This window comes from Lactobacillus sp. ESL0263, assembly GCF_003692845.1.
GTDB classification, from domain to species: domain Bacteria; phylum Bacillota; class Bacilli; order Lactobacillales; family Lactobacillaceae; genus Lactobacillus; species Lactobacillus apis.
Map to the genome: position 1 here is coordinate 286,719 of NZ_REHL01000004.1, position 16,235 is coordinate 302,953.

The 16,235-nt window shown below is 34.4% G+C and carries 11 protein-coding genes and 2 tRNA genes; 9 read left to right on the forward strand and 4 right to left on the reverse strand.

Annotated features, from left to right (window positions below; all coding sequences use genetic code 11):
* Positions 1-63 precede the first annotated feature (63 nt).
* Positions 64-240 (forward strand): hypothetical protein, encoded by a 177-nt coding sequence (locus F5ESL0263_RS08700; protein WP_199724288.1) that lies wholly within the window; start codon positions 64-66, stop codon positions 238-240.
* A 36-nt stretch (positions 241-276) separates the two neighbouring features.
* On the opposite strand, the gene F5ESL0263_RS03325 is transcribed toward F5ESL0263_RS08700, so the two are convergent.
* Entirely contained in the window at positions 277-1,287 is a 1,011-nt protein-coding gene (locus F5ESL0263_RS03325; RefSeq protein ID WP_122034851.1) for a serine hydrolase, read from the reverse strand.
* Between the two features lie 229 nt (positions 1,288-1,516).
* Between F5ESL0263_RS03325 and F5ESL0263_RS03330 the strand changes: the two genes are divergently transcribed.
* The 7 genes from F5ESL0263_RS03330 (at position 1,517) to F5ESL0263_RS03365 (ending at position 10,888) form a co-directional block, all read left to right on the forward strand.
* Positions 1,517-1,588 (forward strand) — tRNA-Glu (locus F5ESL0263_RS03330).
* 7 nt (positions 1,589-1,595) lie between these two features.
* Positions 1,596-1,667: transfer RNA gene (locus F5ESL0263_RS03335), tRNA-Gln, on the forward strand.
* A gap of 520 nt (positions 1,668-2,187) precedes the next feature.
* On the forward strand, positions 2,188-3,801 hold the full coding sequence (locus tag F5ESL0263_RS03340) for an ABC transporter ATP-binding protein (RefSeq protein ID WP_122034853.1): 1,614 nt from the start codon (positions 2,188-2,190) through the stop codon (positions 3,799-3,801).
* 354 nt (positions 3,802-4,155) lie between these two features.
* Positions 4,156-6,087, forward strand: coding sequence for a beta-glucoside-specific PTS transporter subunit IIABC (locus F5ESL0263_RS03350; RefSeq protein WP_122034857.1), 1,932 nt, complete (start codon positions 4,156-4,158; stop codon positions 6,085-6,087).
* A 37-nt stretch (positions 6,088-6,124) separates the two neighbouring features.
* Positions 6,125-7,531, forward strand: a complete 1,407-nt coding sequence (locus F5ESL0263_RS03355) for a glycoside hydrolase family 1 protein (RefSeq protein ID WP_122034859.1) — start codon at positions 6,125-6,127, stop codon at positions 7,529-7,531.
* Positions 7,532-7,558: 27 nt separating this feature from the next.
* Positions 7,559-8,410 (forward strand): PRD domain-containing protein, encoded by an 852-nt coding sequence (locus F5ESL0263_RS03360; RefSeq protein ID WP_122034860.1) that lies wholly within the window; start codon positions 7,559-7,561, stop codon positions 8,408-8,410.
* A gap of 321 nt (positions 8,411-8,731) precedes the next feature.
* Entirely contained in the window at positions 8,732-10,888 is a 2,157-nt protein-coding gene (locus tag F5ESL0263_RS03365; protein WP_122034862.1) for an SLAP domain-containing protein, read from the forward strand.
* Positions 10,889-11,041: 153 nt separating this feature from the next.
* Here F5ESL0263_RS03365 and F5ESL0263_RS03370 read toward each other — a convergent pair whose 3' ends face one another.
* On the reverse strand, positions 11,042-11,656 hold the full coding sequence (locus F5ESL0263_RS03370) for a DUF3862 domain-containing protein (protein WP_122034864.1): 615 nt from the start codon (positions 11,654-11,656) through the stop codon (positions 11,042-11,044).
* 338 nt (positions 11,657-11,994) lie between these two features.
* On the opposite strand from F5ESL0263_RS03370, the gene F5ESL0263_RS03375 reads away from it, so the two are divergent.
* Positions 11,995-12,666, forward strand: coding sequence for a MucBP domain-containing protein (locus F5ESL0263_RS03375; RefSeq protein ID WP_122034865.1), 672 nt, complete (start codon positions 11,995-11,997; stop codon positions 12,664-12,666).
* 218 nt (positions 12,667-12,884) lie between these two features.
* Here F5ESL0263_RS03375 and F5ESL0263_RS03380 read toward each other — a convergent pair whose 3' ends face one another.
* Together F5ESL0263_RS03380 and F5ESL0263_RS03385 are read right to left on the reverse strand one after the other, a co-directional pair.
* Positions 12,885-14,345 (reverse strand): glycoside hydrolase family 1 protein, encoded by a 1,461-nt coding sequence (locus tag F5ESL0263_RS03380; RefSeq protein ID WP_122035604.1) that lies wholly within the window; start codon positions 14,343-14,345, stop codon positions 12,885-12,887.
* The gene (locus tag F5ESL0263_RS03385) at positions 14,338-16,230 is read right to left on the reverse strand and encodes a beta-glucoside-specific PTS transporter subunit IIABC (protein ID WP_122034867.1); all 1,893 of its coding nucleotides are present in this window, start codon (positions 16,228-16,230) and stop codon (positions 14,338-14,340) included. The genes F5ESL0263_RS03380 and F5ESL0263_RS03385 overlap by 8 nt, the downstream gene beginning before the upstream one ends.
* Positions 16,231-16,235 lie beyond the last annotated feature (5 nt).

Below are 16,235 nucleotides of genomic sequence, written 5' to 3' on the forward strand. Positions count from 1 at the left end.
AAGCCCCATTTTTACTATGAAAAAAGGTATAATTTGGATAATAAATGAAAGGGGTTTTTACCTATGATGTGTGATAATTTGTTTTTTAAGATTGTTTGGGTAATTGTTTATGGCATCACTGCTTACTTAACTTTTAAGGGTGGAGATATGATGATGGCTATGTATTGGATGGCAGGCGGTATGTTTGCTCAAGCCTTAGTTGATCTAATTTATCACTTCTGGCCAAAGAAGAAGTGTTAATACTAAAAAACAGCTTTTTCTATAAAAAGCTGTTTTTTACTGGTCATTTTCTTTTAAAAAGCTCTGAATGATTTTTTCCCGCATGGCAAGAAAAACTTGGTTGTGTCCCGTGGGATGAACACGGTTAGTTAAAACGATCATTCCGGATTTTTTTACTCGATCTAGGAGAATTAGTGTTCCAGTGAAACCTGTATGTAAGATAATTGGGTAATTGAATTCAGGGGCAAAGCGTAAGTCCCAACCCCAAGAACGTGGCTGAACACCGGCAGGATTTTTATTTTCAAAAAGCTTAGTTACAGTCTCTTGGTCATATGGAAGAATATTATCGTCTAAGCCAATGTAACCTTTCGAAATTTTAATTAAATCAGACATTGTAGAAAAGAGGCCAGCAGAGCCACAATCACTCCCAAGTTGTCTTGCTTTAGGGTCATGAGGTACTCCTTGGAGGACAGAACCGTTTACCATTGCTGTTGGGACACAGTTATCCTTATCAGGCGAAAAAGTGGTTTCTGTGAGTTTCATAGGCCTGATAATTTCATCTACTCCAACTTCCTGAACAGGCTTACCATAGATTCTTTTAATTACTAAGCCCAGAAGAATGAAGTTGGTATCAGCATACCGCATTTTATGCTCAAATTCGTCAGTTACAGGTAAGTTAATAATTGCATGTATTAACTCATCATGGTTTAGCTGGTCACGATTCTCAATCCAACCGCGAATTCCACTAGTATGGGTGAGAAGATGAAAAAGGCGAACTCGTTGGTCTTGAAACTCTGGAATAAAATCTTGAAGTGGCTCAGTAAAGTTTAATTCATCGTTTTGATAAAGCTTTAATAAAATATTTTCAGTAATTAGCACTTTAGTTAGACTTGCCAAATCATATTGGGCAAATGGACTGAGTTGAGTTACTTTGGGGTATGTACTAGCAAAACCAATTGTTGAAGTAAAAATTTGCTTGTCTTTAATAAAAGCGTAGTTAACGCCTGGAACAATCCTTTCGGAAACCATTGATTCAATTAAATTTTGTGTGGTTGAATAATCAAGCATAAAAAATTCCTTCATAAAATACTTTACCTACTATTATATACAATTAAAGTAATAAAATTGTAGCGAAAAGACAATAATTGTATTTTTATGCTAAGAAGAAGTTTATCAAAACTTAGAAAGTAAAAAATATTGAGGATATGTGATTTTTAAGCTGAAAATCTTTGGTGTAAATGCGTCAAAAGCACTTGACAACAAGGGCTGTATAAAGCATAATAGTTACTGTTGATTTTGCCCGTTGGTCAAATGGTTAAGACGCCACCCTCTCAAGGTGGAGTTACGAGTTCAATTCTCGTACGGGTGATTAACACTGGGATATAGCCAAATGGTAAGGCACAGGTTTCTGGTTCCTGCATGTTTCGGTTCGAGCCCGGATATCCCAATATAAAAATGGCTTAACAGCAAGTTTTTAACGAATTGAAAAGCTGGTTTGCCTATCAAATGCCCATCAGGGTGTCTAAGTTAAAAAAGCTAGATGAATAAATCATCTGGCTTTTTATTTTTTCGAATTTTCTGTAATTAGTTCAAGACAAGTTAAAAAACTTTATATTTTTAAGTAGACGTGCAAGTGGGCTAATCTTAGATATTTAGCTAAATCGGTACAGTTGGTTAATTGATTTAGACACCAAATGCCAGAACCTATGAGGGTTCCGGCTAGTTTTAGTGCTTTCAGGTTTCATAATATAAATAAAAGTTTATTGACAATTCAAAGTTGCTCAATTAACCTTTAATTAACTTTGTTTTAACTAAATATTAAATTAGTATTTAATATTTTTTGGAAGGTATTTTTTTGCCAAATTATAAAAAAGTAATTCAGTCATAGGTGGCTCTGAAAGAAAATTATAAAAAGAAGTACAATCCTTAGAAGATATTATCCTTTAATTAAATTATGTAGGTGATTTTATGCGTGCTGTTCTAAAAGAGCTTAATAGCAAGTACAAGTTTGAGTATTTTCTCTTTTTAGGAATGAGTATTGTTAGTACGTGCATTGAGACATCTAATGTTATTTTGGAAGGTATGCTTTTAAATTCACTAGTATATAAGGCTGATAGGACATCATTTATACGTAATATAATAGTGATAATAGTTTTAAACCTAATAAGATTGTTTTTATCTTTTTTTATAAACAAAATTCAAATTCTAAAGTTCAGAAAAATAAACATAGAAGTAAACGATATTATAATAAAGAAGCTTTATTCAAAAGATACGTTAGAAGTCTTAAAACTTGATCCTATTCAAACTGCAGATAGAATTACGGAAGATACTAATGAAATCTTAAATTTCTTGTTTCAAACAGTAAATCAAATCGCTTCAGTTATTATTTCCTCGATTATAATTTTTATTTATATTATTAAGGCTAAATCCCACTTTTTCTTGCTAGTAATGATTTTGCTACCAGCCTATATTATTTTGTACCTTTTTTTAAAACCAAAAATATTCAAAATAAACTTAGAATTAAGACGAATTTACAATGAATACTTTTCTGGATTTGCTGAATGGCTGAATAGATATGTTGAAATTAAAGGTAATAAACGGGAAGAGATAGAATCTAGAAGATGGAAAAAGACCAAAGTTTCTCTTTTAAATATTACAAGAAAAAACTTTCTTCTTAATTTGGGTATGTCTACTTGTGAAATCGTCTTACAATTGATTTTCCAGATAATATTGTTTATTAATGGCGGATTGGCCGTAATATCAGGAAGTATGACAATTGGATCTTTTTCTGTTCTTTTTCAATACTTTAATCAATTATTAGGACAAGTGGATGAAATCTTTTCTATTTTATTTAACTTTGAGTCTTTTCGAGTTGCATACATGAGAATTGATCAATTGATGTCTATCCGAAATGAAGTAGACGGAGCAATAGTCATTCCTAATGTTGAAAATATACAAGTTCATAATTTCAATATTAGTTTGGATGCACAAAAGACTTTATTTTCAAATGAACTTACATGTACTTTTAATAATCCTGGTTTTTATGTTATTAGAGGCAAAAATGGAATAGGAAAATCTACTTTTTTAAGGACGATAATTGGACTGTATACGTCAGCAAAAAAAGGGACAATTTTAATAAACAATATAAATATTGACTTAATAAATAAGGAAAAATTGAGAGAAGATAATATGAGCTGTTTATTCCAAGATACGGTTCGTCCAAATTGTCTTGTAAGAGAATATTTAGATATGTATGTAAATGAGAGTAACGAAAACTGTATTTCTGGTGATCAATATTTCCAAAAAGTATTTAGCTCTGCTCAATTTAATATAAAAAAAGTGTTAGATAAGAAAATGACTGAGCTTTCAACGGGTGAAATACAATTAGTAAAGCTTTACTCTGCTATTTTGAAAAAGAAAGCACACTGCTTTTTATTAGATGAGCCACTAGCTAATATTTACCCTGAATTGCAATCAGATTTATTATGCTTATTGGAAAAAATTGCACAAACTAATCTAGTTATAATCATTAGTCATGACCTTGAAATTGAGGAAAAAGCTAAAAACATAAGGATAAGATAACTATGAAATCATATTTAATAATGCTGTAATTCAAAATAAAAATGTAATTAACTATCATACAAATAGAAGCATCATTAGTCTCTTTCTTTATTTTCTCGAATTTTCTATCATTAGCTCAATAAGTACAAACGTCATGTTAAATGTAAAAAATAGTTTAAATGATTTATTTCCTGTAATCGCTTGCACAAAAGGAACAGTAGTGTTAAATTTTAGATTATAAATAAAAATAGTTTTTATTTGACGTGTTACTGGTAATGCAGGCAAGATCAAATGTACGTAAATAATGACCAAAAATTGTTGGTCTATTTTACGCATATTTGGTCTTTTTTTATTTGAGTAAAAGAGGAAAAAGTAATGGATAACCATAAAGTTGCGCTGCAAATCCTGAACGGAGTTGGTGGAAAGGAAAATGTTTCAGGTTTGACTCATTGTTTCACCAGACTAAGATTCGTTTTAAAGGATGAAGCTAAAGCAAACAAAAAAGAAGTGTCTAGTATAGAAGGAGTAATTCAGGTTGTAGAGGCAAGTGGTCAATTTCAAGTCGTTTTAGGAAATAAAGTTGAGGCGGTTTATGATGAAATCATGCCGATGCTTGAAGCTACTGCTGATACTCAAAATGATGAACAAGAAGAAAAAGTTGGCATAGGAACAAAGATTCTAAATATGGTTACAGCTATTTTTACGCCAACTATTCCAGCAATTGCTGCATCGGGAATGTTAAAAGGTATTTTAGCTATAGCTGCAATAATTGGATTAAATATGTATCATGTCGATATCAAGACATTTAATACCTATATAATTTTGAATGCAGCCTCGGATGCACTATTTTATTTTATGCCGGTGATCTTGGCTAAATCCGCTGCCAAAGTTTTCAAAACAAATGAATACATCGCTATGACGCTGGGAGCAACGCTATGTTATCCCACCTTAGTAGAGTTGATGACCGGAAAGAATGCAGTAACGTTATTTGGGATTGGGATTACCAAGGCAAATTATGTTTCCTCAGTTGTGCCCATCATCATAGCAGTTTTTGTATTGGCATACGTTGAAAAATTTGTTAAGAAAATAATGCCAGATGTTCTGAAAATCATTATGGTTCCAACGCTGTCTTTACTTATTATGGTGCCTGCAACTTTAATGATTTTTGGACCAATTGGTATTTACATTGGTAACGCAGTTAACTGGGCATACCACTACATCATGAATTTGAGTCCAATTTTACTAGGTGCTTTCGTCGGTGGCATTTGGTGCGTATTGGTCATTTTTGGTGCTCACAGAGCAATTATTCCGATTGGTATAAACGATGTTGCTAAAACAGGACGCCAAAACTTACTTGCTTTTGCGGGTGCGGCTAATTTTTCGCAAGCAGGTGCAGCATTAGGTGTTTTCTTAAAAACCAAAAACAAAAATCTTAAAACTGTGGCTGCTTCCGCTACAGTTACAGCCTTATTTGGCATAACTGAACCAGCTATTTATGGTGCTAACTTACCTCTGAAAAAACCTATGGTATATGCAGTAATTAGTGGTGCTTTAGGTGGTGCCTTAATGGGCTGGGGTGGCTCTTACGGTAATGCTTTTGCTAATCAAGGAGTTTTAACTATTCCAGTTTATGCTTCTGCAGGAACCAAGGCATTTATTTGCTACATTTTAGGTTGCTTAATTGCATTTGCTGGAGCATGTATTTTAACGGTTATATTTGGTTTCAATGATTTACCTAGTGATACAGTTCCTGAAGGTAAAAATAGTAAAGAAATAAAGCAGGTTGCAGATAACCAGAACGAAAATTCTACTAAAACGATTGACGAAGGTTTGGTTACAAATGATTGTGATTTATTTGTAAATTCTCCGGTTGAGGGTAAGACACTTCCTCTAGCGCAAGTTTCAGATGAAGTTTTTGCATCTGGAGCTTTGGGTAAAGGTATTGCTGTACAACCTACACTAGGAAAAATTGTAGCTCCTGCTGATGCAACAGTTAGCATGATATATCCAACTTTACATGCAATTGGTTTGATTTTGGATAACGGAATTGAAATGATGATTCATATTGGAATTGATACTGTTAAACTGAATGGGCAATACTTTGAAAAGCATGCTCAAGACGGTGATCATGTTAAGAAGGGGCAGCTAATAGTGTCATTTGACATTTCAAAAATTGAGCAGGCAGGGTATGACTTAACAACCACAATTATCGTTACTAATTCAAAAGATTATGCAGCCATTGGTTCAACAAAGAAAAATGCTGTTACTAATAACGATCAGTTGTTGTACCTCTTGTCAAAATCATAAAATTAAGTCTGAAGCATAATTATCGGAGGAGTAAAATATGAAAAAGTTTGACCCTAATTTCTTGTGGGGCGCGTCATCATCGGCATTTCAAATTGAAGGCGGATGGAATGAAGATGGTAAGGGTGAATCAGTAGCAGACTATAATTCTTTTGTTCATGCTGGTCCCGGACAAGCAGATACAAAGGTAGCCAGTGATTTTTATCATCATTATCGAGAAGATATTTCTTTAATGAAAGAGCTAGGTCTTAAAGTTTATCGTTTTTCCGTTGCCTGGTCGAGGATTATTCCTGATGGAGACGGTAAGGTAAATCAGAAGGGCATAGACTTTTACAACAAAGTGATTGATTGTTTAATCGAAAATGGAATTGAACCTTTTGTTACCCTATATCATTTTGATTTGCCACTAGCTTTGGTGGAAAAATACAATGGCTGGGAAAATAGGGCTTGTATTTCAGCTTTTAGAAGATATGCCCAAATATGTTTTAAGGAGTTTGGTGACCGAGTTAAAAATTGGCAAGTATTCAATGAACAAAACCTCATGGTTCGTGTAGACGAACGCATGAACATGTATCATATTGAAGAAAAAAATAAAGAGCGTGTCAGAGCACAAATGGACTACAATATGTTTGTAGCAAGTGCATACGCTATGGAAGATTGTCATAAATTAATTCCGAACAGTAAAATTGGCCCTGCAGTCTCGTCCACAATGACTTATCCGGCTTCTAGCAAACCCTTAGATGTTTGGGCAGCAAAAATGAATGATAATTTTAAAACAAATTATGCACTAGAGATGTATTGTAATGGCCAATATCCCGGTTATTATATTAATTATCTTAAAAAAGCTGGCATTTTCCCATCTATACAAGAAGATGATACTCAAGTATTAAGGGATGCAAAACCAGATTTCATAGCAGTTAATTATTACCGGACGCTCGTTGCTAGTTACTTACCAAGTGATTCTAACCATCCATATGGTACAAGGGAAAATGATGTGGATTTTAACTTGTATGGCTATTTTAAAATTGAACCCAATCCTAACTTGTCAGCTACAGAATATGGTGCTCAAATTGATGCGATGGGGTTAAGAATCGTATTAAATGAATATCATCGTCAGTTTCGTCTACCGATGATTATTACTGAAAATGGTTTGGGTACACCTGATATTTTGGCACAAGATGGCAAAATTCATGACCAATATCGCATAAAATATCTTGCAGATCATATTCAAGCTTGTTATGATGCCATTCAAGACGGAGTAAATCTAGTGGGCTATTGTCCATGGTCAGTTATGGATTTACTAAGTTCTCACCAGGGATTTAAAAAACGTTATGGTTTTATCTATGTAAACAGAACTGATGATGATTTAAAAGATTTACGTCGGATTCCCAAGGACAGTTTTTATTGGTACCAAAAAGTCATTGCAAACAATGGATTGACCAACTAAACAAATATGCAATTAGGCGGTGAGCTGATGAAAGTACTAAAAGTTTTAAATAATTCGCTCATTTTGGCATTAGATGATTCGGGAGCAGAATGTATTTTAATGGGAAAAGGAATTGGCTATCACAAAGCAATTGGTTATCCCGTTAAAAACGAAGAGATTCAGAAAATATTTGTTTTAACTGATAATAAAATGTTAAAAAACTTTATTCAGTTGGCTAGTACAATAGACGAAGTTTATTTAAATATGGTCAAGGAAATAATAGATGTTGCCGCCAAAGAATATCACATTAAAGTGAAAGACTACCTTTATTTATCCTTGGCTGACCATATTTCTTTTGTAGTAAAGCGATTTAAAGAAGGCAATATTGGTGAAAATTTCAACTATCCTGACGTTTTGCTCCATCATAGGGATGAATATCAGGTAGGCTTGTTTGCTGTCAATTTAATCAATAAAAAAATGCATGTTTCATTACCTGATAGTGAAGCAACAGCCATAGGCTTACATTTTGTAGATGCTGAAGTTGACCATAGCAATCAAGAGAAGAATATGAAAATAGCTGATCTGGTAAATAGTCTTGAAAAAATAACTCAAAGGGTTATCGGAGGAAAGATTGATCAAAGTACTTTCACTTATTCTCGCTTTTTAACGCATTTAAATTATTTTTGTGAAAGAGTCTATGAAAACAAACTTTTTTCAGATGAAGACCGAGAAGGACTTTATCAGGATTTGGCCGCAAAAATGCCAAAAGAAGTTGAGATTATTGATGCTTTCGATAAGTTTATTAATAAAAAGTTTGCTTTAAAAATCACTAAGCAGGAAAAAATATACTTGTTGGTTCATTTGCACAAAATAGTTGAAGAAAACTGCAAAAAAGTATAATTGGCTAAAAACATTATCTAAAACCTCTGGATTAAAAAATCTCCAGAGGTTTTTCTTAGACTTATAAATTCTAATCAGTAATAGTAGAATAGGGAAAATCATGTTTGGTGCGTAGGTGACATTTTTAGCAGATATTGTCTTATAAAGTTCTTAGATGTACATATATTATTGAGCTTTTAGTCCTATATCTTTATAGAATGCTGATTAACTATTTTACTAATAGTCAATATCACAAGCTAATTTAAAGGTACTTTTCTTAGTTTGTGCTAAGTTTATTGTAAAGATAATAATTAAGAGTGCCTAGTGCAGAGGAAGCTATATATGAGTACAAGAAGAAAAAGTACAATGTTAGGTAGCAGCTTAACTGTGGCTACACTTAGCTTATTGCTCTTTACAAATAATAATGTGATTAAAGCCGATAGTTTGCCTGTTAACCAGACAAATAGTGAAGAGAGCTCAGACAAAAGGAATTCTGCCACTTCTAATACGCAAGGGCAGGTCAGCAAAAATACTGATAACCCAGGAAAACAAAGTGAACAGGTAGAATCTCAAACTGAGCCGACTATTGTTAAAAGTGGTATGTGGGGTGAAAATGGTCCAAAATGGAGCTATGACAGCAATGACTGCTTAAAGATTAACGGGGGTACAATTACCGGTGAAAATGATAGTAAGGGTGCTTTTGCTGATCAAGACATTTTAAAAAACGTCAAAAAAATTGAGTTTGTAGATCAGATAAAATTGAGCGGCGATTTTCAGTACTGGTTTAGATATGTAAAAGATACGCGGTTAATGAATCTCACGGAAATAAGTGGATTAGATAAAGTAGATACTTCCCAAGTCACTAATATGCGAGGGATGTTCTACGCAAGTAAAATTAAATCACTGGATTTGTCTAGCTGGGATACTTCTTCTGTAACAGATATGAGTTACATGTTTACTGATATGTTTGCAGATGGGGAAGATGGTTTGATAAACATTGGAGGTAAGTTTGGACAAAATTCAAAGAATGTTCAGGATATGACCTTCATGTTCAATGGCTGTGTGGGTTTGAGTAAAATTGAAGGAGTATCAAGCCTTAACACTAGTTCCGTAACTTCGATGAGAAATATGTTTCATGGTGCTTATAATTTAACTGAATTAGATTTAAGTCATTTCAATACTGAAAAAGTGACTAATATGGATGACATGCTAAGTTTTATGCTTAGTCTAGATTATTTAGATTTAAGTTCATTTGATACTGCGAATGTTGTTAGCATGAAAAACATGCTGGCAAATGATGTTGTGGTAAAAGTTGCAGTTATGGATAATGGCAATGTCGTTACTCAGTTCCTTCCTGGTATCACAACGATAGTATTAGGCCCAAAAACTAAGTTAAAAAGTGAAGTGGCCTTGGGCCAGCCTGATCCTATTAAGTTGTCCAACAAGAGCGACTATATCGATAAATGGCGAATGGTGGAAAACGACAATGAACCGCAGCTTACCAGCAGTGAACTACTTCAAAAAACTCAAGCTGGCACACTTATGCCTGGCACCTATACTTGGAAAAAATTTGTACCATCATCAAACGGCAATGACAGTAATAACACAAGCTCCGTTAATTCAGGACAAGGTCAAAGTCCAATCCCAGAGGTTAAACCTGATGATCACACTGATAAAGCAGCCGACAAGAATGAAGATAACCTAAGTAACATGCAAGAATACACTTTGATGCATAATGCTTATTTATACGACGATGCTGGCAAGCGTACTAATGGAGTCATTTTGGGAGTCGGTTCAGTTATTACAACTTATGGTGAAAAGACTATCAATGGGCACGATTTTTATATTGTAATCGATAAAAATGACAACAATATGAAGTACTATGTTCGATTTGGTAATGTTCAGTCTGTTGTTAGAAAGCTAAAGCAAAACGCCTATCTTTATAATCAATATGGAGAAAAAACTAACAATACTGGCAAGCTCAAAAGGGGGCAAAGCATTAAAACGTATGGTTCACCTGTTCGTATTCGAGGCATTAAATACTACATTATTGCTAAAAATCGCTATGTCAAATTGAGCAACTTACTAGTAAATACTCAGAAAACTGCATCTACTTCTGAAACTGTATTAAAATCTTCGCAGATTTTTGATGGAAAACTGCTAATGCATAATGCCTATCTATATGATAAAAATGGAACCCGCGCTAATCGTTTAATTCTTACTTCTGGATCAATAGTTAAAGTTGTCGGTAAAAAGATAAATAATGAAAGAAGCTATTATGAACTGTCAAATGGTTTGTATATTGCAGCGGGAAACATTGACGCAAAGCAATCTAATTTGAAACATAATGCATATCTTTATAATCGATATGGCAACCGCACAAAAACAAAAATAAAGAAAAACAGACTGGTAAAGACTTATGGTGCGCCTATTAGAATAAAGAATAAGGAGTACTACATTGTGAATGTGAACAGCTTTATAAAGAAAGCAACTTTGTAAGTCCTACTAAGCAATGTTGTCATAAAAAATAATCAGGGCATATTAAAAGGTCGCAGTCCACAATTAAATTGTTGGAATGCGACCTTTTTGATTGAATAATTATTAATGCTTAAATTTTGAATTTAAAGCTAGTTTATTTGGTCATACTTTAAATTACTTATCCAGTTCAACTTGTGTTTTTGAGATAAGTTTGTTGTCTGAGAAAACAAAAGTGGCACGGTTACTGTTGTTATCGGATTCTGACTTGGTTTTGGTTTGGTAAAGAGCAACTTTGTTCTTTTTACCCATTACGATATTATCGTTTAATGTATCCGGTTGACCGTACTTTTTAACTAAACTGGTATAAGAACTATTTTCTTTGATTTTATTATATGTTTTTAGAGTTAATTTATTAGGCGCTTTTTCCCATTTAAAATTATTAATGGTCTTTGTGATTGCCTTTTTATTATAGAATTGGACTACAAGTATAGCACCTGATGTTTTCCAACCTATGGTTTTAACTTTAAGTCCGTTGACTGAAGTTGTTTCAGTAGATTTTGGCTTTCCTAAAAGCTCAGTAGTTTCTGTAATAGAAGCACCGCCGTTGCCTTTTTCGGAAATATCTCCAAGTTTAATTTCGTCATACTTTTCCTTGAAAGCTTTCTTCTGCTGTTCAGTCTTAGTGAGTGTGTTGGAGTCGCTCGACTTGTTATTAGAAGAGCATCCAGCCAATGTAATTGCTAAAAAGCTGATTCCAACAACTGATAGTACTTTTTTTATTTTGATCATTAAGATCTCCCTTCAAAAATATGCCATAGGTTTAGTGTCACTGGCGTTGTGGACAATAAAAATATATGACCGTAGCTATTATATATGTATATTTAAATTTTTGGAAGATATTATTTTTTGCACCGCTAAATCTACGCCATTTTAATCATATTACGTACGGTATGATTAAAATAAAACAATAGTGATAGGCTTTTGACAGAACATTTCTCATACCTGAAATAATAAAGAAATAAGAAATGACCGGTTTAAATTAGACTTAGAAAATTTCTAGGTATGGGGAACAAGTTGTGATATTATAATTGTATTAAAGAATAGAAAACGCTATTAGGAGAGTAATTATGAAGAAAATTGAAAGCTTAAAAATCAAGAAAAGCTCTGCTTTATTGACTGCCGGAGCTGCAGCACTATTTGCTTTTGCTGGTGTTAATGGAACTAATGTTGTTAAAGCTGATGCTACCAATCCTGCTGCTACAGTAGTTAACGATGGAAGAACTGCTACAGTTGTTGCTCATTATCAAGATGAAGCAGGAAATAAGATTGCTGACGATCAAACTATTGCCGGCCATACACAAGTTAGCTACGGAACAATGCGTAAGGCAATTCCTGGATACACTTTAAAGGATTGGCAAGGACCAACTGAAGGTTACTTTGAAGACACACCTAAAGAGGTAATCTACATTTATACTAAGGACAATGGCTCAAATGAGACCAATGTAACTGACAATTCAGGACAAATTCAAAACCCAATTGAAAAGCCTGGTACAAGTTCTGATCAAAAGGATCCTAGCAAAGATAAGAAGGACCCAGCAGCTTCAACTGATACTGCCAAAAAAGATGAGAACAAGAGTGACAATGTAAATACAACAACTAAGGATCCTGCCGCTAAACCAGCTGTTTTGCCACAAACTGGTTCTGATAAAACTAACTCTTTAAAGATGTTATTAGCTGGTATTTCTGCCGTTGCAGTTTCATTTCTAGGAATGGTTGCAGCATTTAAAAAGCGTATCTAATCTGTTAAGCAGCAAAATATTTGTATAACTGAATAACATTTAAATACACGATTTGGATTTAACCGAATCGTGTATTTTAGTTTGCTCAAAAATGTAATTACTCTGTTGCATCTGAATTAGCGGATTTCACAAAATATTAGCATATTTGCTCATGAAAAAAGAGCTCCAAATAGCCAGATTGAAAACCAACTATTATGAAGCTCTTTTATTTTGTGTTGTTAATCGTCTATTGCATTGCTTGCAATAACATTTTTGTACCAATTAAATGATTTCTTTTTGTATCTGTTATAAGTTCCAGTACCATCATCATTTTTATCAACATAGATAAAGCCATAGCGTTTAGTCATTTCACCTGTACTTGCTGATACAAGATCAATACAGCCCCAAGGGGTGTAGCCAACTAAGTTAACGCCGTCCTCAATTGCTTTAGCCATTTCAACAATATGATCATGAAGATAATCAATCCGATAATCATCTTCGACAGTATATTGACCATCTTTTTCAATTAGTTGATCAGCTGCTCCCAGCCCATTCTCAACGACCATTAGTGGAATTTCATAACGTTCGTATATTTGATTTAGTGCTGTTCGAAGTCCAACAGGATCGATTTCCCAACCCCAAGCACTACGTTCAACATATGGATTTTTAACACCGTTAAAGAAGTTACCAGCTGCTTTTTCAGCATCGTCTTGGGTAACAGTGACAGTAGATGACTGATAATAAGAAAAAGTATAAAAATCAACTTTTCCTTTTTGTAACAATTTTAAATCATCGTCAGTGATATCTAACTTAAGATTGTGGTCATTCCAGAACTTTTGCGCAAAGTAAGGATATTTTCCCTTAACCTGTACGTCACCACAGTAAAAATTATTAATTTCAGTCATATATTGAGCATAGCGAACATCGTCAGGATGGCTGGTTAGAGGATAGATCATGCGGTAGGCCATCATGCAGCCCATTTTTAATGAAGAATCATAGTGATGTGCCCAATCAACAATTTCGGCGCTCGCTAAGAACTGATAATGTAGTGCTTGATAACGTAGTTGGGTAGAGTCTTCCTCAGTATTATTGAAAATCTCTGAATCACCTAAGTACATTCCGCCGCCCATATACGCCCCAAGCGGTTTGGCAAGCATGTTGATTTCATTAAATGTAAGCCAGTATTTAACATCTTTGTGATAACGTTTGATTATAGTCTTAGCAAATTTAGCATACTGGGGAATCATTTTACGAGAGGCCCAAGCATTGAACTCTTGTGTTAATCCAATGGGATTTTCAAAATGTGAGATGGTTACTAACGGTTCAATATGATATTTTTTCAATTCAGCAATTAAGTTATCGTAAAACTCTAAACCTTTTTCATTAGGCTCGTTTTCTAAACCATTAGGGTAAATTCTTGACCAAGCAATTGAAAAACGGTATGTTTTGAAACCCATTTCGGCAAATAACTTAACATCTTCTTTGTAATGATGATAGTGATCAACGGCCATATGATTAGGGTAGAGGGTGTTGTCTTCGATTTGACGTGTGATTCTTCGCGGTGTCTGATGATCACCACCAGTAAGTAAATCCATCGTGGATAACCCTTTACCGTCTTCATTGTAGGCACCCTCAAGTTGATTAGCGGCTGTTGCTCCGCCCCATAAAAAGTCTTTGGGAAACGAATAAGTTTTACTCATTATCATCTTGTCCTTTAATTCTAGTGCTGAAGATTCGATCATCAACAGTTACCTGATCTACTGAGTCATAGTTTAACTGGTTGTCTGGTTTATTGAGCGCAATTATTAAAACAGTCGGATCATATCCTGCTTGTTTAATTTTAGCAAAGTCAACTTGAACCAAAGGATCTCCCTGTTTTACTTCTTGTTGCTCTTTAACTTGAACGTTGAAACCTTCACCCTTTAAGTTAACTGTGTTAATTCCAATATGAATCAGATATTCATTACCATTATCTGATGTGATTCCAATTGCATGACCAGTTTGATAGGTCATAGTAACTTTACCGGCTAGAGGAGAAACAATTAGATTAGTTTCAGGGTCAATCCCGCGACCTGAACCAAGCGATCCACTTGCGAACACTTCATCGTTAACTTGATCTAGAGGAATAACTTTACCATCAACTGGAGCGTTAACAGCTTCAAATTCAGCGTAATTTTCAGTATTAGATGAATTTAATGTATCTGATGTTTTTGACGCACTTGAATCAATTTTTTCAACTTTTGCGAGTATAAAGGTGAAGATAAAACCTAAAACAAAGGCAATAATAGCAGTAATAATGGCATTTAAAAAATTGCCAGGCTTACCAATGAAGTTAACAATAGTGAAGATACCAGGTGAACCGAATGAATATCTAACAACTTGAGTGATACCAGCATAAAAACCAGCTAGTCCACCGGCAGCCATAACTGCGTAAATTGCTCGTTGGTATTTTAAGGTAACACCGTAAAGAGCGGGTTCAGTGATTCCTGATAGGGCAGTTACACCAGCAGAAAGTGCCAATTGACGATTTTGTGAGCGTTTATCCTTTAAAGCAATAGCAAATGAACAGCCAGCTTGAGCGATATTCGAGGCTAGCATACCAGGTCCAAGAATATTTTCACTTCTTGCAGGGCTAGCAATACCTAAAGATGCTATTGGCACTAGTGCTACGTGCATACCTATCATAACTAGAAGAGGTGAGAAGGCACCCATTAAAGTTGGAACTAGCCAAGGTGCGTATTTGTTTAAACTATTGATTAGTAATGCTAATAAGTCACCTAACCATGAGCCAATTGGTCCAATAACAATTAAAGCAAGAGGAGCCATGATGATAAAAATTAAAAGTGGCTTAAGCATTGTTTTAATGACGTTAGGGGAGACTTGTTCAGCGAATTTTTCAACATAGGATTGAATCCAAACACACAAAATGATTGGAATAACAGTGCTGCTGTATGTAGCTAAAGTTATTGGTGCCCCAAACAGTGTTACAGGCTTGCCTGCAGCAACTAACGTTGCCCAGTTGGGATGTAAAAGCACACCTGCAATAGCAATTGACAAAAATTTATTTGTCTTAAAGTGTTCTGCAGCACTAACTGCCAGCATCATCGGTAGGAAGTAAAAGACGGCATCAGCCATAAAGCTTAAAATAGCATAGTTCTGGGACTTGACTGAGATTAGATTAAAAGTAGTTAAAAGTGAAATAACCACTTTAAACATACCGCCAGCAATTAATGGCGTGATGATTGGTGCCATAATTGTAACGATAATATTAATTAGGTTTCTGAAAAAGCCAACTTTTTCCTTATCGGCTGAAGGCTCCGAAGGATTATCTCCAGAAATGTGATAATCACTTTGAATCTGTTTAAAGTATTCACCAACTTTTGCGCCAATGATAACTTGCGATTCTTCACCAGCTTGAACAGCACCCAAGATTTCAGGTTGTTGTTTTAAAAACTCAGCATTAAATTTGCTTTTATCCTTTAATGTGAAGCGAATTCGCGTCGCACAATGATAAAAGCTAGAAATGTTATCGGGACCGCCAACATTTTTGACGATCATATCGGTAACTTCTTTGTTACTTCTCATTTGTT